Source organism: Citrobacter sp. RHBSTW-00570 (assembly GCF_013739755.1).
Taxonomy (GTDB): domain Bacteria; phylum Pseudomonadota; class Gammaproteobacteria; order Enterobacterales; family Enterobacteriaceae; genus Citrobacter; species Citrobacter braakii.
The window spans coordinates 982,935-1,009,603 of the sequence record NZ_CP056399.1 but is presented as its reverse complement, the minus strand read 5'-3'; the positions used below and the strand labels follow the sequence as shown (position 1 = coordinate 1,009,603).

Sequence of the window (26,669 nt, the reverse complement as noted above, 5' to 3'; positions counted from 1 at the left end):
AATACCGCTACACTTTTGCCTGACCATGTTTTCCTCCGGGGAATGGGCTGGCGGTTTCCATAAAATGGCGGACCTTTTTCAGTAACTGCCACATTGAGCGGCACTGATGATTACGGGTTATCGTGTCATGAAGTGCCTGCCATAGCCGTTCCACATGATTCACCCACGGCGAGTAAACCGGCTGGTAAATTACCCTGAACTTGGGATTTGCTTTCAACCAGCGCTGTGTTTCGCGGCTTTTATGGATAATGTAGTTATCAACGATCAGCGTGATTGTTTTCGCCCGCCGGTAAGTGGCTTTCAGGTGCTTCAGCAGAGCGATAAACAGCGCTGAACTTTTGCTGTTGCCGCCCACGTAGCTGACTTTACCCGTGCCACTGTGCAGTGCGCCGGCCAGATAGTATTTTTCGTTCTGCCCCGGCGTCACTACCCGTTTCTGCTGTCCGCGCAACTGCCAGTCCGCACCGATTTTAGGATTAAGGTGGATATCCACTTCATCTTCATAAAATACCGGATGCTCTGCGCTGCATTCATCCAGCGCTTTGTGGATTACCGCCATCTTTTCATCTTTATGTGGGTCACGGATACGCAGAGTTGGCGCGGCCCTGCGCCATACAAGCCCCGCAGATGGCAACCAGCGGCGAACGGTTCCTGCATGTAACTGGCAACCGGTTATCTCATTGATTTTTATTGCCAGTAATTCGGTGCTCCAGCGTGAACGTTGATAACCAAAATCGCCGGGAGAATGCTTTATCAGCTCACGTAACAGGGTGCAGATATGTTCAAAAGGCCAGCGTCGGGAGCGCCCTGCGGGTAAGGATTTCAGGCCTTCAATACCTGAGTGCGTAAACCAGTTAATCCAGCGACCAACGGATGAACGGGCACAACAGAGAGTTCTGGCAACATCGCTGACCCGTTCACCCCGATGAAGCATCAGCATGGCCGTGAGTCTGCGGGCATGATTTTTATCGCGCGTTTTATGAATAGCTTTCTGCATCAGGCGTCGTTCGCCACGGGGTATTGGTGCTATGATCGGCATCGCTCAGTCCGGTTGGTGGTTTTGGTTGGTTTGGCGATTGATCAGATCGCACAATCCGGGCTGAGTTCCCTTTCAGTGATCTACTATTCCGCGCAGCTATTTAGATAACGCAATAACGGTGCACTATTACCACCCCGCGCTTCAATAACCAAAGCGTCATAATCTGATGTCGCTGCAGAGATTTGCATAGGGAAAAGAACGCTTGCCGTAAATAAACAGCTTAAAGACTTAAAACGTTTAATGAAGTTGGCATGTCGACGCATACTTAACATATCTGCCCTTATAACTTACATCAGAGTAAAAATAAGCGTTTTCAATATATTACAGTCGGTTACTAACGATACCCGACCATGTAAGATGCACTGCCGCTTATTTTGCAATAGGGTTATGAAGCAATTAACTCTTTCGTCTTATTGACTACCCGCGCCTCGCCCTCTAATCGTGGGAAAGCAGGCGTAAACTCGAAAATTTTATCACTCAGCGTAGTTCGTGGCTATGCGATACGAAAACTCTTAGACAAAAAAGTATTTTAGACTAAATAATCCTAATACTCTTGGGATTGAATTCTGGATTTAGATTAAGTTTGCATGACGAAACCTTGTGACGATGATAACTATTGCTGGTTGGCATAGCTACACCGCGCAACTGTTTGCATGGTAACTATTGTGTGCGGATAGAGAAAGTTCTGATAATAATGCCCCTGATAACAACAAAGATAACAATGTAAATAATATAACCTAATTTTAAGTTTCGAACAGGGTCGATAAAATGAAATTAAAGGTACAGTCATAAGCAGAACTAAGTACAGTAAAAACTCAATAAAATCAAATGACTTCTTAACCTATCATTGAAATCTACCAAAATTGGTATTTTGGTATCCGCCATAATACGTGCGCGAAGAATTGTGCATTGCTCGACTCGCTAAAATATTTACCACTCTTGCGTATTATTGACAGTATCAACCACACTCACTTTACCCTTACAATTTGAAAGCTTATTTACATTGAAAATAATTTATATACCCTAAATAATTCGAGTTACATGAAGGCGGCAAGTGAGTAAATCCCCAGGAGCATAGCGAACTATGTGACTGAGGCGAGCTAGCGTAGCCAACGCACATGCAGCTTAAAGAATGACGGGTATAGACGCATAATTTTTTGCACTTACCTTCTCTCCAGCCTTTGAGGTAATTTGGACAAAGATGCCAATGGGAGCTGGTCAATGAAAATCGTTAACGCTGAAAAAAAACACATCCCCGCCATACGCGATATCTACGCCCATCATGTTAATCACGGTACCGGCAGCTTTGAAACTGACCCGCCGGATACCCGCGAGATGCAGGATCGTCTGGAAAAAATCCGCAGTCTGGGACTGCCGTGGGTTGTCGCATTGCAAGAAGATAAGGTCATCGGGTATTGCTATCTCACCCGCTACCGCGAGCGTTATGCCTATCGCTATACCCTCGAAGATTCGATTTATATTGACCCGACGGCACAGCGTCAGGGGGTGGGAAAAGCGTTGCTACGCCATGTAATTGAGTGGGCTGAAACGCAGGGTTATCGGCAGTTGATCGCTATCGTCGGCGACAGCAATAATCAGGGATCGCTGAAAGTCCATCAGCAGGCCGGATTTACGAAAATAGGCACGCTGACGAACATTGGATTCAAGCATGGGCTCTGGCTTGATACGGTATTAATGCAACGCAGCCTGGGCACAGGTAACAGTACGCTACCAGCGGATTTCGATGCCGCTATTTAACATCGCTAAGGGATGACTTCAGGATACTGTCTTCTGGTAACCCTCAGACAAACAGAACCACAATCAGGTATAACGTAGCTATTATATAATTCTCCGTTTTTCAGCTCGTTAGAACGAAAAAAGCACCCGAACGTTAATGAACGGATGCTTTCTAAATCGAATAACTCAGTTTTACTTAGCGGGCGGCCCCGCCTGGTGCGCCAAAGGCATCACGGGGCAAACGTCTTTTCAGCCCGAAGATGTTTCATCCCTGCGCGTGATATTTCGCCAAATCCCCCCCGACAGTCTCAGATTTTCAGGCCCGCTATTCAGGATTTGGGTTACACATTTCAGGTAATTGTCTTTCCAGCGCTCAATAAAAGAAGACTGGCTTTCGAACCTCTGCGGATCGACCATTTTCTCCAAAACAAAATGGATGCGCCCGTCTCGCCACACCGGAACACCAAATACGGTGGGTAAGTGCATTTTCCAGGCAAGTCGAGAGCAAAAGGTGGAGTAGGTAATCTGCTGGCCGAAAAAGTCGATAGTCGGCGCGCTCAAATTCAGCGCGCCGTCGATCGCCACAACAAGCGACTGCCCACTATGCAAGGTCTGTATGCAGGCTCTGACCACGTCCGCTTCGCTTTTGTCACTAACCGAAATCAACCGCTCACCGTAGCCCCCTTTGAGCACGCCAGGCGTGGAAGCCACCCATTTGCTGTTCATTTCCAGCAAGGAGAGGATCATCGGCCCGGCATACATTGCGCCCATATGAGCCGATACAACAATGCAACCACGCTTATCGAGCTGCAGCCGTTGGAAAAACTGCTCGACATGCGATATATCGGCCAACCGATACATCGGTTCGTCGGCCTGCTCTCCACGGCATTCAAGCCAGTCGAGGAGATAATTATCGGCAAGATACCCCCACTTCGCCCGGCGTTCCCATTCATCGCGCTCGATACCGGACTGTCTGCCGGCAACTTCCCATGCCCAGTCAAGGCGCTCAGGCGGTAGATTAACGGCAGATATTTGCCCATCAAGCGCCAGCAGCCCCTCTTCGAATGACTGAGGCAGATGGCTTGCTCTGGCCTGAATATAGTGCTCAAAGACGCTTTCCGCTTCGCTTGTTTTCCCCGCCTGTAACAACGCCGCCGCGGCATAACGGTTCCATTTACTGGTCGCCCCTTTTTCCCTTGCCAGTTGTACAAACTCATCGCTGGCAGCAGCGTATTGCCCAACCTGGCGCAGTGCTCGGGCATACATGGCTCTGACATAAGGAAGATCAGGATGAGTCGCGAGCGACTGCTGCAGTAACGGAATGGCTTTCTCATTCTGACCCGTTCTGATTAAGGCATCGGCATACAGGGTCACGATACGTAAATTATCAGGGTTAAAATCCAGGGCATGACGCCAATGCTCAGCGGCCTGAAGCTTCGCTTCCCGGCTGCGGCCGGATTGATAGTGGGCAAGCCCCAGGCTACGACGCAGCGCCGCACCATCCAACCCACGGCCTAATGCGGACTCCCCAGTCTGAATGGCTTCCTGATATTTACCGACAGCGCACAGCGTATCAACCGCCAGCCCCGCCGACTCCTGGCTTTCTAACACGAAGAAAGGGAGCAATGCGCGGGCCAGGTCATGATCTTCTGGTAGGCGGCTTTTATTTAAGAAACGGAGGCAGGTCTCAATCATATCTCCCCGCGGGGGAACTTCCTGCGCCTGTGTTCTGGCCAACGAGATTGCCTGTAACTCTTTATCCACCAGCGTCAGGCTGCGCAGATGGAGGGCAAAAATTTTGCTATTGCCCGAAAAAGCGAGCCATGCCCGCTCGGCTAAGTCAGCAACAGTCGCATATTGTTTACTCTTAAGCAGCACGCTTGCGACCAGCAGGACATCCTCCGGCTGGCACACATTCACCGCCAGCAGTTTGTTAACCACCTGTAGTACAGCGTCCCGATGATGTGATGCCAGCGGCGAAATAATCCAGCGTCGCAATAAATCACGGCTATTCTTTGCTGTCAGCACACGGTCGGACAACAAAGTCAGCGCGGCATCTGTTTCATCTTTACGCAAACACGCGATAGCGAAGAGAAGAATGTTTTGCTCATTTCCAGCACTATCTCGCACTTTTTCGGGATGCTGCCCGAAATAGTGACATAGCCCCTCCCAATCCTCTTGTTTGAGCAGGGTGGTTGGCGATTTTTTTTTACATGTAGAGTGCAAGCTCATCGTATTTCCTTACTCCGCCTTATTCACGCATCCGCCTGATAGTTATCAGGAGAGAAGTCACCAGGTACGCGATGCCCAGCAACACGAAGAACAGTAACCACTTTGTTCCATCGGCATAGCGAGTGGTGTCAGACACCACCATCGGTTGAGAAATGATCAGCAAATACCGTCTCTCACGTAACGCTTGAAGCTTCCCTTGCTGTAAGGTCTGTAAGGCAGATTCCCAGCGTGTTTTGGCGATCTCACTCTGCAGGCGAAGATCTTCAAACAGGGACAGACTTTCTGAAGAACCTTGCGACCCTAACTTATTTGACAGGCGGTTACGTTGTTCGCCGATCTGCTTTTCCAGGACCTTGATTTTGGCCGACAGGCGAGGAATAAGGGGGTTCTGATCCAAACCATTAGCCATTAATTGCGCGTATTCCGCTTTCGCCTCCGCCAACTGCGTTTCAAAGCCAGCAATTAATTGATAAATCGCGGTCACGGTTTCCTGCGGTTCAATATCTTTTTGTATATGCTGTATTTTTAGCAATTCAAGCCGAGCGGCCCCCAGATTTTCCTGGGCCGATTTAACATCGTTTTCCAGCCATAAAATCCGTTCCTGCTGCATCCGCGCTGAAACGGTATTAACGTGCTGTTCAGCAAAAGCCAGAATGCGCTGGGTAAAAAACTCAGCCTGTTTCGCACTCCGCGCCTTGACGTTTAAACGCAGCATGCCCTGTTGAATATCGACAGCAACCGAGACTTTCGATAAATAGTAACGATAAGGATCATCATTAATACCCAGTGGCGCGTGGTAGCGGGAAAATAATGCGATATCGTCTTGCGCGAAATAAGATAAAAAACCGAGCTCTTTTTCCATCCGCTCCATCATTTCTTTCGAAAGTATAAACTCGCGAACCTGAAAGCCTTCCGACATCTCATTGCCTGCACCAAAGAAAGCTGTTCCAGAAAAATTATCCTGGCTGGCATCAGTTTGCACAATAAAGGTGGCATCCGCGCTATAAAAACGCGAAGTTAATAGCCACGACATAAGCATAATAACCAGCAGCGGCAAAGCAATATAAAGAAAGAGCCGACGTAGCGATTGTTTGGCTTGCTGAACACGTCGCTCTTTAATAACCAATGACGCTCTACGGACGGAATCAGCATCCGTCGCGGACCACCCGGCGTCTGGGCGATGATGACTTTTCGCATCGGCCGTTTTTTCCGTCTGGCGAAGGGCGCGTTCATTCTCTTTTTGTTGTAGTCGCGAGGCTCGGCTTTCTTCTGCTACCTTCGCCCTTTCCTCTTTCCATTTTTTAATACGTTCTGAATTTTCCACACTCTATCCGTATATTTTCTAATTATATATCAAAGGAATAATCATCAGTTTGAATCGTCGCCTGATTTGACTGATATTGTTCAAAAAGCGCAGATGCCTGTGCTAAATCCTCACACATCGTAATTTTTCCATGCAGCAGTACGCCAAACGCATGACAGTGTTCTTTAATAAGCCGAGGGTTGCGCGTTAGCACAATCAACCCTTTCTGTTGCAGCTCATAAGCTAGCGCCGCCTGCATACGCAACTGTGTAGCATTATCCCCGGTGTACAGCTTGTCATCGGCAATATAAAGGCGGCAGGGAAGCAGTAAATTAATGGCAAATGCCAGATGCGCTTTCATCGTGACAGAATATTCACTCACCCTGTCGGTATAGCGCTGTTCAAGCTGGGTCAATTGATAGCAGAAATGTGAAAATTCATCGCCATCCAGGCCATAAAGACTGGCCATCATGCGCGCATTCTCTTCGCCGGTTAACCCCGGCAGAACAAAAGCATTTGCCCCCAGTGGGAGCGCATCACCCCGTAGCCCAATAAAATCCCCTTCATCAGGAGCATCTATACCGCACAGCAATCGGGTTAGCGTCGTTTTGCCTGAACCAGGGGCCGCCAGAATACCGATATGCTCATGGTAATCCATGACAAAATCTGTTTTATCAAGGACCACCCGCGGGCCCTTATCAGACTCAAAATAGCGTGTACAACCTAATAAACCGAACACGAACGCGTCTCTCCTGAAGCTAAAGTCAGTGATTTTCAGTGTCACAAATCAGGTGAAAAATGATGCCCGCGAGGAATAACGTTGCGGAAAATGCCAGAGGGTAAAGAGGCTCAAGGTACAAGGAGTTATACCCCTCAAACATTCCTTCTCTGACTATCTCATTAGCATGAAGTAGAGGGTTCCAGCTGAATATGCTTAATAATGAATAGGGCAATTCATTCGCCGTATAAAAGACAGCTGAAATCAAAAACATCGGTCTTAGCACTACAGGAACGGCTTTGTAGACCAGCGGAAACCGTTCAGACAGTGCGTCACAAAAGTAACCAAACGATAACCCCAGAAGCCATGCGATAACCATCCCTTCAAAAATCAGGATCGGTTTCTGGGCTTCCCAACGGGAGAAGATAAGAAAGTTAATTAATGAAACAATAATATAAATGATAACCGCATTAACAAATTCGACTGCGGCAAGAGCAAAAATCACATGTCTTTTCTTAACCTGCGAGACAACCGCCAACGATGTAAAGAATGAACGGGTGCGCATGGTTGCGGTAATGGTATAACGAAATAACAGATACGGTAATATACCTGCAATAACAAAGCTGATATCGTCAGTGAATATTGGCACGGTGCGATTTAAATATTGAAAAGAAATAACGGTAATGGTTATCCATACCAATGGTACGGCCAGCACCATCATATAGTTTAGCAAATTACCGTTATAGCGTGTTTTGATATCGCGTGACATTAACAAAATGATTAACTCATAGACGGTAATGAGTTTCATAAAATAATAAGTATTATTTTTCAAAATATTCATATGGCGCGTTAGAAAGAATTAGAGCCGCGGATCAAAAAGCTATCGAATGCGGCTTTCACCTTAGCGAAATCAGTCAAAGAGGCGTTCGAGATATAGATAACATCGCCGTCTTCCACCCGCATGGCCTGTGCTAAAAACACCGAGTCAGGTTGGCTCATATCGACATGATAGATATTCAGCTTACGCATCTGCTGTTTCGCTTGCTCCGCTTCGTCATGCTTGTACAGAAAAACCGCCTGCGGATCGGCAAGATTGTCGTTTAATCCTTTCGCCAGCGCCAAAGCATCCACTACGCTGGAATGACGCTGAACCAGAGCATGTTTTCCCTGAACACCCGCCGCGCCGAGCACATTAACATACTCGGTCACTTGACGCAGAGTGATACGGTCATCCGGCTGTAAGACAATATCCAACCCGGGATATTGATAAATATCTGACAGTCGCGCGTTGAAATAATGCTGCTGGCGCGTCACGTGAACTTCCATCATATCTGCGCTGGTATTTTCTACTGCCGCCGCCGTTGCCAAAAAATGACTAAGACGATTCATACTCTGTTCGAGAGGGTAGCGACCCGTTTTCCCGCTGCCCTCGACCGTCACCATGGCTCCGGTGCGGGCGGTAAGCGTCACCAGCACCTGAGGATTCAGGACAACGCGCGAAAGTCGCTTTCTGATCTCTTCAGCCAGTTGTGTCACATCCAGCCCGGTAACCGGAATGATCCCGGCATAAGGCACCTGAACGATATTACCGTCAGTCACAAGAATATTTTCAAAATCCGCCCGGTCGCCGCTCACGTTATTGGATAAATACCCCGCCCCGCCCGAGGATAAAATAGTGATATGCAGCACATCGCCTTTAGCCAAAGATGTCCAGTGCCAGTTATTTTCGGCAAAGACCGGATCGACAATAGTTTTCGGCACAGTATCGGTATCACTCAGTTTTAATGTCGGCGTGACTTCGACCAGATGATAATGAGGATCGTCCTGATTAATCAGGCTGGATTTAAATACCGCCCTGGGAATAGTGCATCCCGAAAGCAGAAAAAACGTCGTTAATAATATAATAATTTTTTTCATAACTTATTTTATAAATGAAATAGCTGAAAAAATGCTGCCCATTAATTAACGAGGCTGAGAGGCAATGGTTTGTACAAACGTTCCCACCATATGTTCCACGGTGAAGCGTTCTTGTAAAAATGACTGCGTCTGTTGGCAAATACCGGTTCTGCTGCGCCATAAATTGACCAACTGTTCTGCATAGCGGCAAGCCTGGTCAAGATTGACCGTCTGTGCATCATCAAGAATGAAACCCGAAACACCCTCAATAAAGCATTCTGCCGATCCACCTGCAGGGGTTGAAATCACCGGCACCCCGACCATTTGTGCTTCAATGAGCACATTGGGTAGCCCTTCATAACGCGAAAACAAAATGAATACGTCCATTTTTTGCAGCCAATACCCCACGTCACGCGAGACGCCAACGAATAGTATTCTCTCCAGAATCCCCAACTGTTCGGCGCGTTTCTGCGCTTCAGCGCGCAAATCACCATCGCCTACCAGCACAAAGCGTGTGGCGGGGTGGTGCTGTAAATAGCGTGCTGCAAAATCAATCCATGCAAAAGGGTTCTTATCGCCTACAAAGCGGAAAACGCCACCAATAGTCGTGTCCGCATCCTGTGTTTTTTGCGTAAACTGCTGCCAGATTTTATGTGGCACCTCAGAAGAGGGTTCGGTAGATGGCGGTAAGACGCCGTTATATACAACCTGGAAGTGCTTCGCCTCCAACTTTAGCCAGTCGGCATAATGGCGGGTCACACAATGGTTGTTACTCATAAAATCAACGCCAGGCACGACCGCCAGCGCCTGGTAGAGAGGCTCATATTCCGGCTTGAACAGACGCTTTCTCACCACCGGCGGTAAGCCACGTAATCCCAGCTGAATTCTGGGCACGCCAGCAATCAGCGCTGCAAGCGCAATCATCAGACAAGCGCCATCCTGCCAAACGGAGAGATAATCCAGCTTGCGCTCGCATAAGTGGGGGACCAGATGCTTGATACCGTAGTTACACACCGGCGGCAGATGAGAGAGCAATAAGCGCAACTCCGGAGATTCTATTGTCGTATCGTCAAAGAAGTTTCCGGTAATCTTCGCGATTTCAAGCACCTCGACCTGTTCTTCCAGCACTTCTTTCAGGAAAAAGTCTTGCCTGAGTTCCGGTGCCAGGGAGCGAATAATGAGCTCTACCGGCTCTTCTACTTTCAGGCCGCCAATTTTCCCCTGTTGCCGATATTTTCTGGCGATCTCAATAGCCAGCCTGGAAATCTGACGCTCTGCACCGCCGCTACCTAGCGAGCCTGTACAGAGCGCAAGGCGACCAAAAGATCCGACGGGAAGCTGCCGCGGCTGACGATTTCGATAGAACAAGATGGCATGCTTCATTGCAATAATACGGGTGTTGGTCCCCACAGGGATCGCTTCCCCTTCAAGGCGTTCAAGCAAATCGCAGATCTTATTTATTTTGCCTAAATAATTGTTATATTTTTTCTGCACGCCGGTGCTAACCTTTTTAAGAATTAGCTGCGCATCTTTGGCTAGCCCCGTATTATATAAACGACGCGCATACTCATAACGAGCTTCATCATTGTTTTGTGCAATCAGCGTTTCGTAGAGCGCGTATGCACGCGCCGTTTCATTGAAATCATGAAGAAATTCTGCTTTTTTTAGCATCGCTAATGAAGTTAAAGCCTCAGCCGGTAATTGACTGTCAATTAACGCAACAGCTTGCGCAAGCTTCTTCTCTTTTTTCAATGTTAAAAGCGTTTTCCCTAGCGCAGCTAAATTTTCTTCCTGCGTAATCATTACGACTTCCCTGATGTATTTTTTTGTAATGCGGTTATGCAGGTCGAGATCTGCCTTGTCACCGGCTCCGTTGGTCCATTCACTTTCTCCAGTCGCTGCCAATACTGCAAAGCCTGGGTGTAGTCGCGTAAATGCATTGCGTTTAATGCGGCATATTTCAAGGCATAGGCATTTTCGCTATCAAAAACGAGTAATTTTTTCGCATAATCTAGATGTTCATAAGACGCGATAGTGCTACCGCCATCCTTCAGTGACTCATTAAATAATCTGATAATTTGCTTATATTCACGCATCAGGCGAGAAACATCAGGATCAATTCGTTTCAGGCTAATCAATACAGACAATGCTTCATCCAGACGCCCTTCAGTTTTCTTCTGGCGTACATATTTAAGGGCTCTGGTTGCAACATTGCGACACTCTTTCTCAAACAACTCGTTCATCGAGGCATTCTGGAATGATGGAGAAATGCTCATGACGTTAGCAATCAAATCAATGAGGAACGGAATGTCGTTAATATGACGTATACTGCGTAACATAATCGACTGCAGGCTGGTAATATTCGAATTACGAATCAAGGTCATATGGGCCAACGTGCACGCGTCTTTCCAGGCACCAAGATTCACCAGCGTTCTTGCACAATATACGGTGCTAACGGGATCGAACTCCAGAAGCGGCCACACTATTTTCGCCCCTGCCAGGATATTTTCATAATCCTCACGCTCATACATTTCTCTTAATTTCTCGCGCCATGCCATTTTAACTTCATTATTAAAGCGAGAAATACGTGCATGGGGATAAACCATAAATGCAGAGTAGCTGTAGACCAGCGAAGTACTCAGTGAGACAAAATCATCAACCGAATGTAGCGACAGCGCAGTATTGTTCCATGCCTCAAAAACGTCGTGGAGTTTATCTTTATACGAGGTGCTAAGCGCCTGATGATAGCTCATATTCTTGATACAGAAAGCTGTGCGGATAACGAGACCGGTATCATGAATCGTCGACAATACCGTCAGCGCAAATTCTGACTCATGGCGGAGTAGCTGCTCGAGCGCATGCATGAAAATCAATTCATCACTGAATTTGATTGCCAAAGATAACGCTGTTTCCATAAACGCATCATTTAGGCGCTGCGATTGAATGCCGGCATGGAAAGCTTCGGAGAATGCGTTGCCATCATTGAAATATTGCGTGCTGCTCAGGAAATTAACCCATCCGCTTTGGGTTTCAGGATTTAATAACAGTACACGTTTCCAGTATTGATATGACTTATCAAACAGATGTAAAGCATCGGCTGAGCCGGCGGCAACGGTAAGGACTTCTTCATCTTCAATTTCATTGGAAAGCATCATCTCGGCCGTCGATAAGGCTTCCCGCCAACGCGCTAATCCATGTAGAGACCTCAGCCGACAACGTAATGTACTGTCCGTCGTACCGATAATTTTCTCAACATCACTAATATCCTGATAAGCCTGTTCATAATAACCTAAACGGCTGAAGATTACGGACCGAAGTTGGATTAGAACAGGCTCTTGCTGCTGATTTCTTAATGCGGCAAAAAGTTGCTGTGATGCAGTAATAATGTCGCCATCGGCAAGCAGCTTAGTGATCGATAGGGTAATCTCACGTATTTGGTCCTGTTTCTCTTGTCGCCCCTCATCAAGATGATGATTAGTATTATTGATCACTCCCTTAAAAATAGCCGCAACGATCGCGTCACCAAACATGTCGGTATAATGAGTAAGATCGTCGCCATTTTTTTCCAGGGCTCTTTTCTGTCCCCACTTTTCCATCAAATTTGTCGGATTAACGCAGGGAATATCCATCCTGGTGGCGATGGTCTCGACATTTTTAATCAATCGACTGCGGGACTGAATGACGGTTCCAGCACGAGTCACGGCATCAACATGGGTCATAAACATAACGCGATCGCGACCAAGAAGCTGAACGATTTCCATCATGTCCTGTTCGATAGCATACTCATCCATCTGCTCAACATTGATATTGCTTAATAAGGCACGATCGTCTTCCGACATTCCGGCAAAACAAGGATCGTCTTTGAGATAGGCCAGCAGTTTGTGTTGATTTCCTTGCGTGGCCAGCGACCAGTACACACGCGCCCGCTCTGTTTGGCTAAAAAACTCATAGAAATGACGAGTTAAATAATTTATTTGTAAGCAGAACCCATAGGCCATAATCTTCTTCTGACTTGAAATCTCAACGATATAGAAATCAGAACGACTATGAACGTCGGTATTTGAATAATTTACGGCAGGTCTAAAAATAAAAGGCCGGACCTTTTCAGGAATATCTATCAAGCCTAAAATAAAACGAACCTGCTGTAATGCCTCGCTGCTCGTATGCGTAAAACCATATATCCTTTTAAAATTAGCCTTGAAATTAAAATAAGGCTGAGCTCGTTTTACCGGACTCACAATACGGCAACTACCAATGGCTGTAAGCGTAAACATCCCTGACGATTTCATTAAATTCATCCACGTGAAAGGAAAGTGAGTAGTTTTACTCAGGAATACAAAGCAGTCTTTTTATCGATATACCATTTTAGAGTCTGCTTAAGTCCTTCTTTGATATCAAACTCAGGCTCATATGAAAGAAATGTTTTTATTCTGGTAATATCTGCCTGACTATGCTTAACGTCACCGTCACGAAAATCTTTATAAATTGGTTCAGCACTAATTTGTTCGTCCCGCCATAAATTCAACCCATCGCGGATGAGATAATAAAGCTCATTTAGCGAAGTTCTGTCTCCAACAGCCACATTATAGACTTTATTTTTTGAGGCTAAATCATTAGTCGTTGCTGATAATAAATTGGCCTGAATCACATTTTCTATATAGCAAAAATCCCGGCTTGTTGAACCATCGCCATTGATATAAATTGGTTCATCTTTAAGAAGCGATAGTATCCAGCGAGGAATGACTGCAGAGTATGCTCCGTTAGGGTTTTGGCGACGGCCAAATACATTAAAGTAGCGTAGGCCAATAGCGTTAAAATCATAGCTGCGAGCAAACACCTCGGCGTACAATTCATTGACGTATTTTGTAACCGCATACGGGCTTAATGGCCGGCCGATCCGTTCCTCAATTTTAGGTAAGTCGGGATGGTCACCATAAGTACTACTGCTTGCGGCATAGGTGAAACCAGATACATGTGCATCTCTCGCCGCCGTCAACATATTTAAAAAACCATCAATGTTAGCGCTATTTGTCGTGATAGGATCCTGCAAGGAACGTGGTACGCTTCCCAGAGCGGCCTGATGTAAAACGTAATCGACATTCTTACAAACAGCCTGACAATCGGCAAACGACCGGATATCCCCATGAACAAAGGTAAACCGCGACCATTGTTCTTCACTGACAGCGGCACGTACATCCTCTAAATTATGTTGATAGCCAGTTGAAAAGTTATCCAACCCAATTACTGTTTGATTTAAATAGAGTAGTTCTTCTAATAATCCAGAGCCGATAAAACCTGCTACGCCAGTAATAAGCCAACGTTTTGGTTCAAGAACGAGTTGTATTCTTAATTCATCATAGGCTGTCATGATTATAACCTCACATCTGACTGCTCAGGCGAAAGGATATACTTCAAATCATAAAGCACATGTTTATCTTTTCCAAAGCCACGAATATCAGTACTCCCCATCTTCTTAAACTGCTCATGGCCAACGGCAACAATAATGGCATCATAAGAAGCCGCCTTGATTTCCGATACAGGTATAATCCCATATTCCTCTTCGACTTCCTCAGCATCCACCCAAGGGTCAAAAATATCAACATTACAGCTGTAATTGCCCAACTCTTTTACAACATCGATAATGCGGGTATTCCTGATATCCGGGCAGTTTTCTTTAAAGGTGAACCCCAGAATCAGAACGTTAGAACCCTCAACATTAATTCCTTTTTTGATCATGGCTTTGATCAACTGTCCCGAAACATAGTTACCCATATTATCGTTCAGTCGACGACCCGCGAGGATAATTTCCGGATAGTAACCGATGCCCTGAGATTTATGAGTCAGATAATAGGGATCGACGCCAATGCAGTGACCACCAACCAGTCCCGGACGGAATGGCAGGAAGTTCCATTTACTTCCCGCTGCTCGCAGCACGGCTTCAGTGTCAATCTCTAATCGGTTAAAGATAATCGCCAATTCATTTACCAGCGCGATATTGAGATCGCGTTGGGTATTTTCAATCACCTTTGCCGCTTCCGCGATCTTAATGCTTTCCGTTTTGTACGTTCCTGCCGTGATGATCTGTCGATAGATCTCATCAACCAGACAGGCCGTTTCTGCAGTTGAACCTGAGGTAATTTTCTTGATAGTTGTCAGACGATATTTTTTATCGCCGGGATTGATGCGCTCTGGGCTATATCCGACAAAGAAGTCTTTGTTAAATGTCATCGCTGACATACGCTCAAGGATCGGCACGCATTCTTCTTCAGTACACCCTGGATATACCGTAGATTCATACACCACGATATCCCCCGGCCTCAGTACTTTGCCAACAGTTTCACTTGCCATAATCAAAGGGGTGAGATCTGGTTGCTTATAATCGTTGATCGGCGTCGGGACGGTAATGATGTAAAAATTGCATTCTCTGATTTCATCAATTGATGAGGTAAACGTCAGATGGCGAGCATCACGTAGCTCTTCTTCTGTGGTTTCGAGATTGACATCGATCCCTTCTTTTAGCTCGAGTATACGTTTATGATTAACATCAAAACCAACCACCTGACGAATTTTCCCAAATTCAGCAGCCAATGGTAAGCCAACATACCCGAGTCCAATAATGGCAATTTTTACATCATCTTTGCTGATCATTACTGATAAGTCCCTTATTTAATAATTATTAACTTTAAATAAATCCCAGATGTTTTCTGGAACGCTACCGCCCCTGACGTTCTTAGCCAGCGTATCTATTCTTATCGAAATCACGACAGTTTCTAGTCTAAGCAAGGCTAGAAATTTTATATTTCCTAATTTTAGTTAAATGGAAGTCGTATGCAGTATCCGTTCTAAAACAACAATTAAAGATCGGATCTTTAATTGTAATTCTTAATGAGAAAACGCATAGCATTTTATTCTGGCAATAGAAGATATCGAGGGTCTCGCACGCCAAATTTAAGGGCAATCTCTTTTCTCCAACGATACAATGTTGACGGCGAGTTCATAAATCTATCCTGAAGCTCCTCCATACCGCTTTCGGTTAAGAAGTACTTCATCTTCATGATATCTTTGTTGCTAATCTTAAAGTTACATTCCCTTCGCCCTGCCGTTATCTTGTCACCATTTCGTCGATATAGGCTTATTTTCTTAATCATCTCCGACACAGATGTTGAGGTATCGAAAACAGCAATAACATTTTTGATATTATCCAGCCAAAAAAGAGCCAAAGGCATCAACCGTGAGCTGGAAATGATGATTATGATTTTATTGATATTTTTATTCCGTGAGAAAAAAACCAAGGTGCTACGTAAGCTATATTGATTAAGATTCACGAATAAATAATTTCTTTCGTTTGTAATCAGTGACATTTCATCAATAACACTAGCGACACCACCCCCAAAGTAAATATCATTAGGTGGCCAGAAATGTTGATACTTCATGAAGCCTCCATAACCTCAAAAAACTCTATTTCATCCATGGAAAGGTAAGTGTGTACTTTTAAGCACACCGACCCTCTAAAAAATACCTAACAATCGAGTAATTGATTTTATTAATATTGCTAAATACATGAGATGAACTTTTACACAACAAGGATGTGATATCAACCCCTCGCCATTCATAGCTAAAAGCTATCAATCACTCATTCTTAGATTTGAATTACTAATGGATACCGGCATTTCAATACGATTATTGGTTGTATTATTAGCACCACCTGTGAAACCGCACTTTCATCTTTTATTCAAAATGAGAAAATTCCCAAAACACAATGAAACATTTTCTTACAAATTACCAGCATACATACTGTGGTTAAAGGTAGCCTGACTGAATTGTCACCCATATATCTACCTTTAAATTCGTAGCTATACCGTGTGAGATTTTAATCAGTACAACTGAAGTCTATCTAACTATATTTACTATATTTTTCAACAACAATGACAGAATATACACAAGGCTAACGAGCCCCCCGGCATAGCAAGCATTCAAAATGGTACAAAGTACTAAACTAACTCGTATATTTTTGTGTATCTACATAATTTCGTGACCGGATAATGAGAACAAAACTAGTCACCTTAAGAAATTATTACTAATGATAAAACTACTGAAGATATTTTTAACAAAATAGATGTCCACCATGTTTATCCAGGTAAGATCCTACCAAGTCTAAACCATTTAAAACCTGTTACTACCGATTAGAGAAAATTGACCTACAAAAAGAATACATTACTTATTTATGAAGAATGACCAATCTTATATCGTGTTCAAAAAAGATAACTATTGAATTATAATCTAACAATTAACTACGTGACCTATATTAGCGTTGATATATTTTCAGACAGACAATCAAACATACTCCTTAAAATTTCTTAAATAAATTCAATTGATTGATAGTTGATTTTTTGTACCACGGGGGAAATGTGATATTTAAGACACCAGTATCGCGAATTGAAAGGATTAACCAGCATATACAAAGCTCTACTATCCGAGAGCGTCAAAGATTTCTCTTTGGCCCCTGTGGATAGTTAGTTTCATATGAGGTATCTCCTGCCAGGGGGGCTATCGTCTCCCACAATCGCTTTAGCCTGCATAGTCGTGCATTGAGTCTGTCTGCCCGTTAAACAAAGAAACACATTGAGATTACGAAGGATAATTGAATCAGGAGAGTCAGTGAGAAGTAAGTCGTGGAGCGGGCGAAGGGAATCGAACAAAGAACTTAACTCACTGTAATTAAATTATTTTTATTACATTACATCAATAGCTATACACATTCGTATACAGTAATTCTTCTGCTTGGATTTTCACAGAACTGCACATAGTTTGGTTGCCAAACAGGGAACCCAACTACCACAACATAATCAAGCTAGCATCCCCGGATAGTGTCTGGCAATAATATCGTTGAGCCGCTCAATCAGCTCGGGACGCTTGAACGCAATGTGCGCACTCCCCTTCTGAAAATAATTAATCCTGAATAGCTCATCGTCATACACTTCAGAAGTCCGCTGCTGGCCGATATGGTCACTCAGCCGACAGGCAATGTCAGCCCGATTGTCCGGAAGCAGCTTACCATCAAGTAGTGTCAGCATACGTTCCAGATCAACAATCTGGTCGCGTCGATAGCCATGTGTGAAGCTAAACCCCCAGCGGTTGTAAGAAACCAGACCATCCATGATGATCTTTTTTCCAAACCTACAGGGTGAGTTCGTTTTATAATCCCACGATAACGCTTTAAAAACGTTGATAACACCACGCTCAAAAACGGCCTGTTTGTCGTGATTCAGTTGCTCAAAGGTACTAAGGATATTGTTTTCAGAGATCGCGGGGATATCGTTTTTCTCCAGGCTTTTGTGCCACTCGTCACGCGCCTGAGCATCCATCAGGGTCAGCATGCCTGATTTATTCATCATATCGCGCCAGATGCGGCGATCAATATTGCGGGTCGTCGCTTTCATTGCTTTATCGGTTTTTTCCGTGAACCAGCAATCGTAGCGATGGCCATCCCGCATTCCCCACTCTTGTGCTGTACCACCGCCGATATCGTGGGTCAGAATGGAGATATCATCAAGTTCACTGATAAGGCTTTGAATCCGTGTCAGCGCAGCATTACGGCCTGTAACAATACGTTCAATGCTGGTGGAGCAAATCACATCAGTGTGCCCGGTTAACACTTCGGGTTCATTAACATTATTTCCGGCCATTATTTCTCTCCTTTATAGTCAGAAAAACACCAGCCGCTCAGGGCTGGTGTTTATGTACTTGTGGGATGCGGTTCTTTTTATCCGAATCATCGCTTGCCTGAAGCGTTGGCCTGCGGATGTTGTCCTCTGGTAATAGCCGTCACCTCTTTATACGTGCCACGGTTCATCAGCCCCGCAGCCTTTCTGGCCCGGAGGATATCAATGGGTGTGATAAACGGAGACTGCTCCCTGATGCTGAAGCCTGGCCGGTCAGTGCGGACCAGTTCATACTTTTCTACAATAAAATTCAGGGCATCGGACAGCGAGATACCTGCGTCGATATGCTGCTGAATCACCTGTTCATCACTGAACGGCGTATCGTTAAGCGTGAGACCATAGTGATGTTCCAGCAGGCAGGTCAGCAGGGTCTGCCAGACACCCACGGGAGACGGGCGTGACGATGCCGCCCGCATGAGGGGGGATAATTTGGTTTGCATAAACGTTATCTCTTTAGTGGGAAGATATGTGCGTTGAAGGGCGAAGTATTAAAGTGTTATGCCGTGGTGACGGGAGTGGGATAAATCGCGATATAAACGTAGCCGTGCGAACCGAGCGTATCCGCCTCGCAGGTCAGACCTTTTGCATACAGTGTGACGCCGTGCTGATGACGGGGATTCAGTTCACCGCTGGTGAGCATTAACTCCAGCTGTTTCATCAGTACCGGGAAGGCCTGGTCAAGATAGCGCAAATCCGCATCGCAGAACTGACCATCAAAGTTCGCACGGTCAGCCAGGTAATGCAGGGAGTTTCTCTCCTGGACCAGACGGGCCCCAAAACACGGGGAGACACTGCGTCTGAGCCCCCACCAGGGTTCGCTGATATCATGCGTTGTTATCGTGGTTTTCTTCGACAAAATGTAGCTCTCCTTAAACGTGGATTAATTCAACGTAACGCTGCGCAATACGACATAGGGGCCGTTGCGGTCCTGGCGGCGCTCTGCGAATACGGCCAGTACACCGCTGATATCTTCCACCTCGCGACCGGCATAGTGGCAGATGCTGCCGGACCACGCGTATTTGCCGGTACAGAAGCGGAACAACTGGGACTGTGGATACTGGCGGTATATCGCCATTGCCTGACGTTTACTGATAATTTTCATTAATACTCCTCCCTTATAACCAGCCCCGTTCAGCAAACGAGACGATATCCATTCCGCCGATGACGAGGTGGTCCAGGAGACGCACATCCACAAGGTCCAGAGCGTTCTTCAGACGCTCTGTCACCCGTCTGTCAGACTGGCTGGGTTCGGCATGGCCTGAAGGATGACAGTGAGCAACAATCAGCGCTGCTGCATTGTATTTCAGGGAGGCCTTCACCACTTCCCGTGGATGGACTTCGGTATGGCTGATGGTGCCTTTGAACAGCGTTTCGTGCGTAATCAGCCGGTGCTGGTTATCCAGCAGCAGCAGAACAAATGCCTCTCTTTCCTCCATTGTCAGCTGAAGACGTAACCAGTCACGTACTGAGCTGCTGGAGGTAAATGACGCGCCGGGCTCGCGTAACTGGCGCTCCAGCAGAGCCAGCGCCTCGCGGATGGTCTGTTGTGCGGAGGCTGTCAGTTCATACGCAAACAACGGTAACTGTTTTTCCATGGTGCAGGACCTCAGTCGATGATGTACATAATGGCGTTGCGTTCAGGATGGTTCAGCGCGTAATCCCGCAGACGGTAATAATGCTCCGTCATGGCATCACACTCCGTGCGGCAGGCATGGTGGCTGTAAGCCATCAGACAGGATGCAATCCCGGCAGCTTCAGCACTCATATCAGCGCCGTTACCACTCAGGATATTAAACAGCGACCAGGGACCTTCATTCTCTTCCGGAGCCATGAAAGCACCACCGTTGCTGAGAGTGTAAAAGGCCCAGACGCCACCGTTGTAATCCGCACACAACCGGTCCATCCAGGCAAAAATGTGGGGTTCGAGGGTTATCCACTGCGGGATACGGCCAAAATGCTGAGGCCAGAAACGAAGGCGCTGTTCATCTTTAACAGGTGTGGCACAAAGAGTGTCTGTCGGAATGGTGTTATCCGTTAATGCGTTGTTCATGATTAATAACTCCGGAAATAAAAAAACCAGCCGGTCAGAGCTGGCGGGAAAGGCTGAGACTAAAGTCTGTTAAGACCGGTCAGGACCTGCGGATGCCATAACGTGCGATGTAGCGATTCAGCATCACTCCGGCTTCAGGTTCAAAGTTCCATGCCCGCCAGACCATCACACCTTCACAACGGATAACCAGACGAAAATGCATCCCCTGGTCGTCTTCAATGGCGATATTGTCATATTGTGCTGCAATGCCTGAGGCCTGCTCACGCGTAAACGGGCCGGAGGGAAGGTGTGGGTGGCTTTCTGTGTTCACGGGTATGTTTCTCCTCGTCGAAGTCATGCCTGTCCCAGCAGTTCGAGCATATTCTCTGCCATCACCCACAGCGCACGGTTAAGCTTCACATCGCCGTCGATACCGTTCACAGCACGGGTACGGTTGCTTCGCCCTTGTGCGGTGCGCCCCGAGAGTCCTCCCTTCATCAGGTTCTCCTGCACCCGCTGATACACCGTCCAGAGGTCATCACTGCGGTCTTCGTAACGACGTGGCGTCAGTATCTGAGCAGTAGTTACGGGGTGGTGGTCTTCACCAAAACGATAGTGCAGAGCAGCCCTCGCCATCGCCTGCTGCGCTGGTGGCGGTAACAGAGCCGACTGCATGGCATCACGTTTCTCCTCAACCCGGTCAAATATCCCCAGTACCTCATAAGCCCCTTCAATAACTTTCTCCACCACATCCCCTTTATGTGGCACCCGCACTTCGCCGAATGACTGCCCGCAGACCAGCCCGTTGGTGCAGACGCCACGAAACAATCCCGGCAACATCTGATAGCTGGGTGAGCCATCATGTGAATTGAGGAGGATAATTTCGGGAACCTGATGTCCGGTAAGTTGCCCGGTACGACGCAGGCGCAACATATGTTTGGTGTGCTCCCGTCGGCCCTGGTCACGTACGCGGGTCTGGCAGGCAAAGAAAGGCTCAAAACCTTCCCGCTGCAGATTATCAAGAATAGTGATGGTCGGTATCCAGGTATATCGGTCACTGCGGGATTCGTGTTTATTCTCACTAAAAACACTGGGGACGTATTGCATTAATTCTTCACGGGTTAACGGGCGGTCGCGCCGTACCTGATTTACCCGTCCAAAACGACTGGCTAGTTTCATGATGAGCTCCTTAATTTATCTCTTTGCACCAAACGGCTTAACCTCAGAAGAATAGATATATGCTTCGAGGAATAACGGATTTTCACCAAAGTAATATAGGTTCAAATTTACCCATAACTTAATAAAAAAATCCCAAACATTATATGTGATAACTCCAGAGCAATTTGATGGCTAAAAAGGTATAAAAATCATGAATATCGTTAATTCCTTCCTTTATTGCAACTTCAACCCCGGACTAAAGAACAGTGGCGTTTGTCTATGTATGTATATAGATGTGTATATAGATGTGTATATAGATGTGTATATAGATGTGTATATAGATGTGTATATAGATTATATGATACATATCGACACATATAAAACAATGCCTGTAGATTAATAAACATGAGAACATATGTAATTCAATACATTGAAACAAAAAAACATTCCATCACTAATACAACAACGCTCATGTATATAACTCGGTAAGTAAACATATACCGTATGCATAATGCATATGAACAATACAAGCGTAGAGAAAGTGATTTAATTAAATAATCAGCTCTACTACGACTAACACTTTCGAAATATAAAAAAGGAAACAAATAGTATGTACGAATATATCACCTCTCACGGAAAATTGAATCAATACCATTTAAAGAAAATAGAACAAACTATTGATAAAGCATTGAGTGAACACCCAAGAGTATTGGCTGTAAGAATAGATTTACATACTCCTGCTCTCAAGCCATTAAATGACATGCCTGATGAGGCTAATTTCGCAAGGACAGATTCATCAGTAATATCCCGCTTTACGGATTCTCTGAAAGCAAAAATTTCACATCATCTTAACAAACGGGAGAAAGAGGGTAAACGCGTTCGTAAAACATCATTACGCGTTGTCTGGGCCAGAGAGTTTGTACCTGATTCACATAAGAAACATTATCACGTATTACTGTTACTCAACGGGGACACTTTCAATACACTGGGAGCGTACGATAGTAAAAAAGGTACACTCCTCCGCCTTATACGTGAGTCATGGATGAGTGCTGTCAGTTTCATATATCCCCCCGATAAAGAGTTAGTCCACACACCCAGGAATCCTTGTTATTACCTGAATGCAAAGGATGGCAAGAAAAGTGAGTCATATGGCTCGCTGATTTACCGGACAAGTTACTTTGCAAAAAAGAAAAGCAAATGCTTTACAGATGGTGAACGTAATTTTGGATGTAGCTTTAAATAATGGCATCACAAATTATCTATTTCCCCATGAGCAAAACAGACCAGTACAGGGCTGTTCATGACTCATATCTGTACAGTATCAGGTAGCAAAACAATCCTGACTAAAAAATATCAATCCAAATAAAACCAATTTAGTCCAATGGTCTGCCGGAGTATTCCAAATAGCAGATGGGTATCATATTCTTGGTCCTGCAGTGTACCTGCCAGTAAAAATTAACATATGAGAGGTCGAATATGAGTGTTGGAGTTGTAAAAGACAAAAAGGCTACTTACCCAGTAGAATACTTCCCTCAAATAATGCGGAATGCAATTGAATCTGTAGTAAGGGATGTTCAGGCTCCTCCGGAACTTGTGGGTACCGCTATATTGGGTATTGCATCACTTGCGTTGCAGGGGTTAAAAAAAATTCGTTATCCTGACGGGCGAGTCAGGCCCCTCTCCTTATATCTTACCGTGATTGCAGACTCAGGAGAGCGGAAAACTGCTGTATATAACGTGGTAGGTCAACCTGTCTTTGCATTTGAGAAAGCCTGCCGAAAGAAACATGAAATGCTAATAGTTGATTACAATGCAGAACTTCAATCATGGAAGGTACAGGAACAATCCATATTGAAGAGTATCCGCAAGAAAACGGAGAAAGGTGTCAGCATTGAAAGTGAAAATGAGCGGCTGAAGCTCCATTACAGAATAAAACCGAAAAGTCCTGTTCTGCCTAAGATGATTTACAACGATACTACCCCTGAGGCTTTACAGTCGGGATTATACAACAATATACCTTCTGCGAGCCTGATGTCAGATGAAGCAGGGGTATTCTTTAAGGGAAGAGCTAAGAGTAATTTAGGTTTTTTAAACCAGTTATGGGATGGCTCTTCATTCGATGTAGAACGCAAAACAGGCAGTTTCACTGTAGATGATTGCATGTTCACCATCTTACTAATGATCCAGACAGATGAATTCGAAAAATATGTTAAAAAACAAGGGGATTATGCAGTGGGTTCCGGTTTTTTCTCTCGATTCATGATTACCGGAGTCACCTCTATGCAAGGGCGCAGGGACACGAAGACAGTACAAAATGCAGGAGGAGATAGCCTGAGATTATTTCATGAAAAAATCGAAGAGGCGCTATCCAGTTTTGAAGAAATGTGTAACAGTGGTACTGTTACACATGATTACTATACACTCTCAGAACAAGCTCAGACTGCTTTATCCGAGTACCAGAAAAAGGCTGAAGACGCTATAATTCAACACAAAGACAAATCCCCTCTTTTTGAAGGCATGTTTTCTAAATTCTCAGAAAACCTTATAAGAGTGGCTGCCTTATTTGAATATTTCGACGGTGACAATTCAGGAGTTATTTCCTCAAAGAATGTTGTAAACGCCTCAAAGATTGTGATTTTTTATTATTCTTACTTACTAACTTCGGGTGGTTTACGTAGTGAAACAGTGGATCAGAATGCTGATTTACTCTATGCCTGGCTGGTCTCTCGCAAAGATAACTACTATAGTTATACCACCCATATAAACAAAATGGAAATAAGAAGAAAAGGACCTTATAAATTGAGAAATAAAATCAAACTCAACGCCGCTTTAGAATTCCTTGAACAAGAAGGAAAAGTGGGTATTCAGAAATTGAGAAACAACAATGGAACTATGGGCGAAACAATCGTTATCAATCGATAACCACAGATAAAGGGCTGCTATTGTCTGCTACTGGTAGCAGACAATAGCAGTAATTCACTCATATAAAAAACATCACCAGTTATAAACATTTGACTCTTAGTGACTCCCCAGCATTGAGGTGTTGATATTTATATGTTCTATTTTCTCAACCCCCTCCTTTCAACTCATTTATTTTCATCATTGAATAATAGGCCTCAAATGACAGCTGACAATGAGTCGTTTTATTATCGAGTTCGGTGACCGCCCGAGCAATCACCTTTAATACGATGGCAGTTACACAGAATTACGGACAGGCTCCACATCTAACACTCTGAAAATCATTTTCATTCGCTTATTTTCATCAGTTATCTCTTTACAACATCAGCGAAAGCATTCTTCAATTCGATGTCATTTCTAGACCAGTCGCTAATGGTCCTATATAATTTATCCCATGATGTCCAATTACTATTTTTATGGAAATCAAGTTCAATAAACTTAGAAATCTCTTCCTCTAAAGAATTAATAGCAGCAGCTTTACTTTTCCACCCGTCTTCAGGCTTATTTTTCTTTAATAGCCTAATGACTTCATCCTTGACTGGCCTGTAGTTCTGCGACTTTCTTTTACCACCGAGGCTTGCTGCTTCTCGTTTTAACTTATTAGACTCTTCTTTAAATTCTACCATTTCCAGAGCCCAGCAGGCTCCATTCCACATGTTTATCAAATTTAGTGCCATCAAAACATATTTACGGCCTTCAGCTTTGCGGCCCTGTCTGTACCGAGATATTCCCCATTTATGCGATGCAAAAGCGCATTCCAGAAGCTTGCTGGGTGTACCCGTCCACATAGCTTGAGACTTCATACTGCTTATGTACTCTTCAACAGTACGTTCCCTGTAAGCATGTTTGTAAGGCTGAATCCTGCATTTTTGGTAATCAGTAATGGCAGTATGGGCATCTTTCTCGAGCTTACGCACCATCTCTTCGCCAGAACACGGCTCAAAGTGAGTGGAAGTTTTCACTTTCACTACCGCTTTCTCAAACTCATTTAAAACCTCTTCAAAAAGGATATCAAAGTCGTTATTTTTCATTTAGTTACCAAAAAGTGAATGTGAAGTAGTAAAGCTAAAAAAATACTTTATGAAGACAGCTTTTTCGATACTAACCCTCGCATTAATATAAGAACCAATCTAAAGCAATCAAGAGCAATGAACCATGTCTACACAAGATATGAAGATTTTAAGGTTACCTGAAGTAGTCGAGAAAGCCGGGATCAAAAGATCCACCATATACGACTGGCTGAATCCAAAATCACCGCGATATGATCCAACTTTTCCAATCCAGCGTCGGCTGGGCACTAAATCAGTGGGCTGGCTGGAGTCAGAACTGGACGACTGGCTAAATAATCGCCCGATATCAATCTGATATTGTAGATGTAATGCTTACACAATCTATTCAATTTTTATTGCTGTTGTCAGAGCAACTCACGTCAGCATATGGGTAGATTAAGGCTAGATACAAAAATAACTGTTAATTCATAATCCATCATGAATGATGAGATTTATAATATCCGAATATTATTTTTCTTCGCACAGTTATATTTTAAAGGTAAAGTTTAGAAAAAAATCAGTCTAAGCTTCAAACAACTCCAGATATTGTATATTTACCGAAAGAGAATTAATAATGAAAGAACATGCATCAGTATTTAATCATAAAAATAATAATCACATGTCAGATACAGACCTCACAAAAGATCGCCTCGTTAATATGGCCTTTATTACTGCTTACACTGGATTAACAGACAAATGGTTTTATAAACTCATCAAGGACGGTGAATTCCCGAAGCCGATTAAATTGGGCCGTAGCTCCCGCTGGACTGAAAGTGAAGTAAAGACATGGTTAAAACAGCGTATGGAAAAATCAAGAGGAAACTAACC

General features: G+C 44.9%; 25 protein-coding genes. 5 read left to right on the top strand and 20 right to left on the bottom strand.

Annotation, left to right across the window (positions count from 1 at the left end; all coding sequences use genetic code 11):
- Nucleotides 1-7: 7 nt before the first annotated feature.
- On the bottom strand, nt 8-1,039 hold the full coding sequence (locus HV237_RS04860; protein ID WP_046092923.1) for an IS630-like element ISEc33 family transposase: 1,032 nt from the start codon (nt 1,037-1,039) through the stop codon (nt 8-10).
- A gap of 1,221 nt (nt 1,040-2,260) precedes the next feature.
- On the opposite strand from HV237_RS04860, the gene HV237_RS04855 reads away from it, so the two are divergent.
- A complete protein-coding gene (locus HV237_RS04855; protein ID WP_016157400.1) occupies nt 2,261-2,797 on the top strand; it encodes a GNAT family N-acetyltransferase in 537 nt (178 codons plus the stop codon).
- A 228-nt stretch (nt 2,798-3,025) separates the two neighbouring features.
- Here the strand turns inward: HV237_RS04855 and vexE are convergent, their stop codons facing one another.
- The 18 genes from vexE to HV237_RS04765 form a co-directional block, all read right to left on the bottom strand.
- Entirely contained in the window at nt 3,026-5,008 is a 1,983-nt protein-coding gene (gene vexE / locus HV237_RS04850) for a Vi polysaccharide transport protein VexE (RefSeq protein WP_047357812.1), read from the bottom strand.
- Between the two features lie 19 nt (nt 5,009-5,027).
- The gene (gene vexD / locus HV237_RS04845) at nt 5,028-6,332 is read right to left on the bottom strand and encodes a Vi polysaccharide ABC transporter inner membrane protein VexD (RefSeq protein WP_047357813.1); all 1,305 of its coding nucleotides are present in this window, start codon (nt 6,330-6,332) and stop codon (nt 5,028-5,030) included.
- Between the two features lie 22 nt (nt 6,333-6,354).
- Nucleotides 6,355-7,050: a Vi polysaccharide ABC transporter ATP-binding protein VexC gene (gene vexC / locus HV237_RS04840; protein WP_016157403.1), complete on the bottom strand. Its 696-nt coding sequence runs from the start codon at nt 7,048-7,050 to the stop codon at nt 6,355-6,357.
- 25 nt (nt 7,051-7,075) lie between these two features.
- Complete coding sequence (vexB, locus tag HV237_RS04835) at nt 7,076-7,870, bottom strand: Vi polysaccharide ABC transporter inner membrane protein VexB (protein WP_047357814.1); 795 nt, start codon at nt 7,868-7,870, stop codon at nt 7,076-7,078.
- Between the two features lie 8 nt (nt 7,871-7,878).
- A complete protein-coding gene (vexA, locus tag HV237_RS04830) occupies nt 7,879-8,946 on the bottom strand; it encodes a Vi polysaccharide ABC transporter protein VexA (protein ID WP_047357815.1) in 1,068 nt (355 codons plus the stop codon).
- A 45-nt stretch (nt 8,947-8,991) separates the two neighbouring features.
- Nucleotides 8,992-10,728 (bottom strand): Vi polysaccharide biosynthesis glycosyltransferase TviE, encoded by a 1,737-nt coding sequence (gene tviE, locus HV237_RS04825; protein ID WP_047357816.1) that lies wholly within the window; start codon nt 10,726-10,728, stop codon nt 8,992-8,994.
- On the bottom strand, nt 10,728-13,223 hold the full coding sequence (gene tviD / locus HV237_RS04820; protein WP_135107950.1) for a Vi polysaccharide biosynthesis protein TviD: 2,496 nt from the start codon (nt 13,221-13,223) through the stop codon (nt 10,728-10,730). The genes tviE and tviD overlap by 1 nt, the downstream gene beginning before the upstream one ends.
- Before the next feature lie 29 nt (nt 13,224-13,252).
- Nucleotides 13,253-14,293: a Vi polysaccharide biosynthesis UDP-N-acetylglucosaminuronic acid C-4 epimerase TviC gene (tviC, locus tag HV237_RS04815; RefSeq protein WP_047357818.1), complete on the bottom strand. Its 1,041-nt coding sequence runs from the start codon at nt 14,291-14,293 to the stop codon at nt 13,253-13,255.
- Nucleotides 14,294-14,295: 2 nt separating this feature from the next.
- Complete coding sequence (gene tviB, locus HV237_RS04810) at nt 14,296-15,573, bottom strand: Vi polysaccharide biosynthesis UDP-N-acetylglucosamine C-6 dehydrogenase TviB (RefSeq protein ID WP_016157409.1); 1,278 nt, start codon at nt 15,571-15,573, stop codon at nt 14,296-14,298.
- A 257-nt stretch (nt 15,574-15,830) separates the two neighbouring features.
- Nucleotides 15,831-16,358, bottom strand: coding sequence for a Vi polysaccharide biosynthesis protein TviA (locus HV237_RS04805; protein WP_046274927.1), 528 nt, complete (start codon nt 16,356-16,358; stop codon nt 15,831-15,833).
- A 1,413-nt stretch (nt 16,359-17,771) separates the two neighbouring features.
- Nucleotides 17,772-18,611 (bottom strand): DUF4942 domain-containing protein, encoded by an 840-nt coding sequence (locus HV237_RS04800; protein WP_181541742.1) that lies wholly within the window; start codon nt 18,609-18,611, stop codon nt 17,772-17,774.
- A gap of 86 nt (nt 18,612-18,697) precedes the next feature.
- The gene (locus HV237_RS04795) at nt 18,698-19,087 is read right to left on the bottom strand and encodes a TA system toxin CbtA family protein (RefSeq protein WP_049238634.1); all 390 of its coding nucleotides are present in this window, start codon (nt 19,085-19,087) and stop codon (nt 18,698-18,700) included.
- A gap of 56 nt (nt 19,088-19,143) precedes the next feature.
- Complete coding sequence (locus HV237_RS04790) at nt 19,144-19,503, bottom strand: type IV toxin-antitoxin system YeeU family antitoxin (RefSeq protein WP_049238636.1); 360 nt, start codon at nt 19,501-19,503, stop codon at nt 19,144-19,146.
- Between the two features lie 24 nt (nt 19,504-19,527).
- Nucleotides 19,528-19,749 (bottom strand): DUF987 domain-containing protein, encoded by a 222-nt coding sequence (locus HV237_RS04785; protein WP_049238638.1) that lies wholly within the window; start codon nt 19,747-19,749, stop codon nt 19,528-19,530.
- Between the two features lie 13 nt (nt 19,750-19,762).
- Complete coding sequence (gene radC, locus HV237_RS04780) at nt 19,763-20,242, bottom strand: DNA repair protein RadC (RefSeq protein ID WP_049238640.1); 480 nt, start codon at nt 20,240-20,242, stop codon at nt 19,763-19,765.
- Nucleotides 20,243-20,253: 11 nt separating this feature from the next.
- Entirely contained in the window at nt 20,254-20,697 is a 444-nt protein-coding gene (locus tag HV237_RS04775; protein ID WP_049238643.1) for an antirestriction protein, read from the bottom strand.
- Nucleotides 20,698-20,776: 79 nt separating this feature from the next.
- Entirely contained in the window at nt 20,777-21,034 is a 258-nt protein-coding gene (locus HV237_RS04770) for a DUF905 domain-containing protein (RefSeq protein ID WP_049238645.1), read from the bottom strand.
- Complete coding sequence (locus tag HV237_RS04765; RefSeq protein WP_049238647.1) at nt 21,031-21,855, bottom strand: DUF932 domain-containing protein; 825 nt, start codon at nt 21,853-21,855, stop codon at nt 21,031-21,033. Before HV237_RS04765 ends, HV237_RS04770 begins: the two co-directional genes overlap by 4 nt.
- A 589-nt stretch (nt 21,856-22,444) precedes the next feature.
- Here HV237_RS04765 and HV237_RS04760 point away from each other — a divergent pair.
- Both HV237_RS04760 and HV237_RS04755 read left to right on the top strand, forming a co-directional pair.
- A complete protein-coding gene (locus HV237_RS04760; protein WP_181541740.1) occupies nt 22,445-23,077 on the top strand; it encodes an inovirus Gp2 family protein in 633 nt (210 codons plus the stop codon).
- A 233-nt stretch (nt 23,078-23,310) separates the two neighbouring features.
- The gene (locus HV237_RS04755) at nt 23,311-24,756 is read left to right on the top strand and encodes a YfjI family protein (protein WP_080491303.1); all 1,446 of its coding nucleotides are present in this window, start codon (nt 23,311-23,313) and stop codon (nt 24,754-24,756) included.
- Between the two features lie 344 nt (nt 24,757-25,100).
- Here the strand turns inward: HV237_RS04755 and HV237_RS04750 are convergent, their stop codons facing one another.
- Nucleotides 25,101-25,823, bottom strand: coding sequence for a hypothetical protein (locus tag HV237_RS04750; RefSeq protein ID WP_080491304.1), 723 nt, complete (start codon nt 25,821-25,823; stop codon nt 25,101-25,103).
- Nucleotides 25,824-25,947: 124 nt separating this feature from the next.
- On the opposite strand from HV237_RS04750, the gene HV237_RS04745 reads away from it, so the two are divergent.
- Together HV237_RS04745 and HV237_RS04740 are read left to right on the top strand one after the other, a co-directional pair.
- The gene (locus tag HV237_RS04745; protein WP_080491305.1) at nt 25,948-26,157 is read left to right on the top strand and encodes an AlpA family phage regulatory protein; all 210 of its coding nucleotides are present in this window, start codon (nt 25,948-25,950) and stop codon (nt 26,155-26,157) included.
- Between the two features lie 303 nt (nt 26,158-26,460).
- Nucleotides 26,461-26,667, top strand: a complete 207-nt coding sequence (locus HV237_RS04740) for an AlpA family transcriptional regulator (protein ID WP_047725194.1) — start codon at nt 26,461-26,463, stop codon at nt 26,665-26,667.
- Nucleotides 26,668-26,669 lie beyond the last annotated feature (2 nt).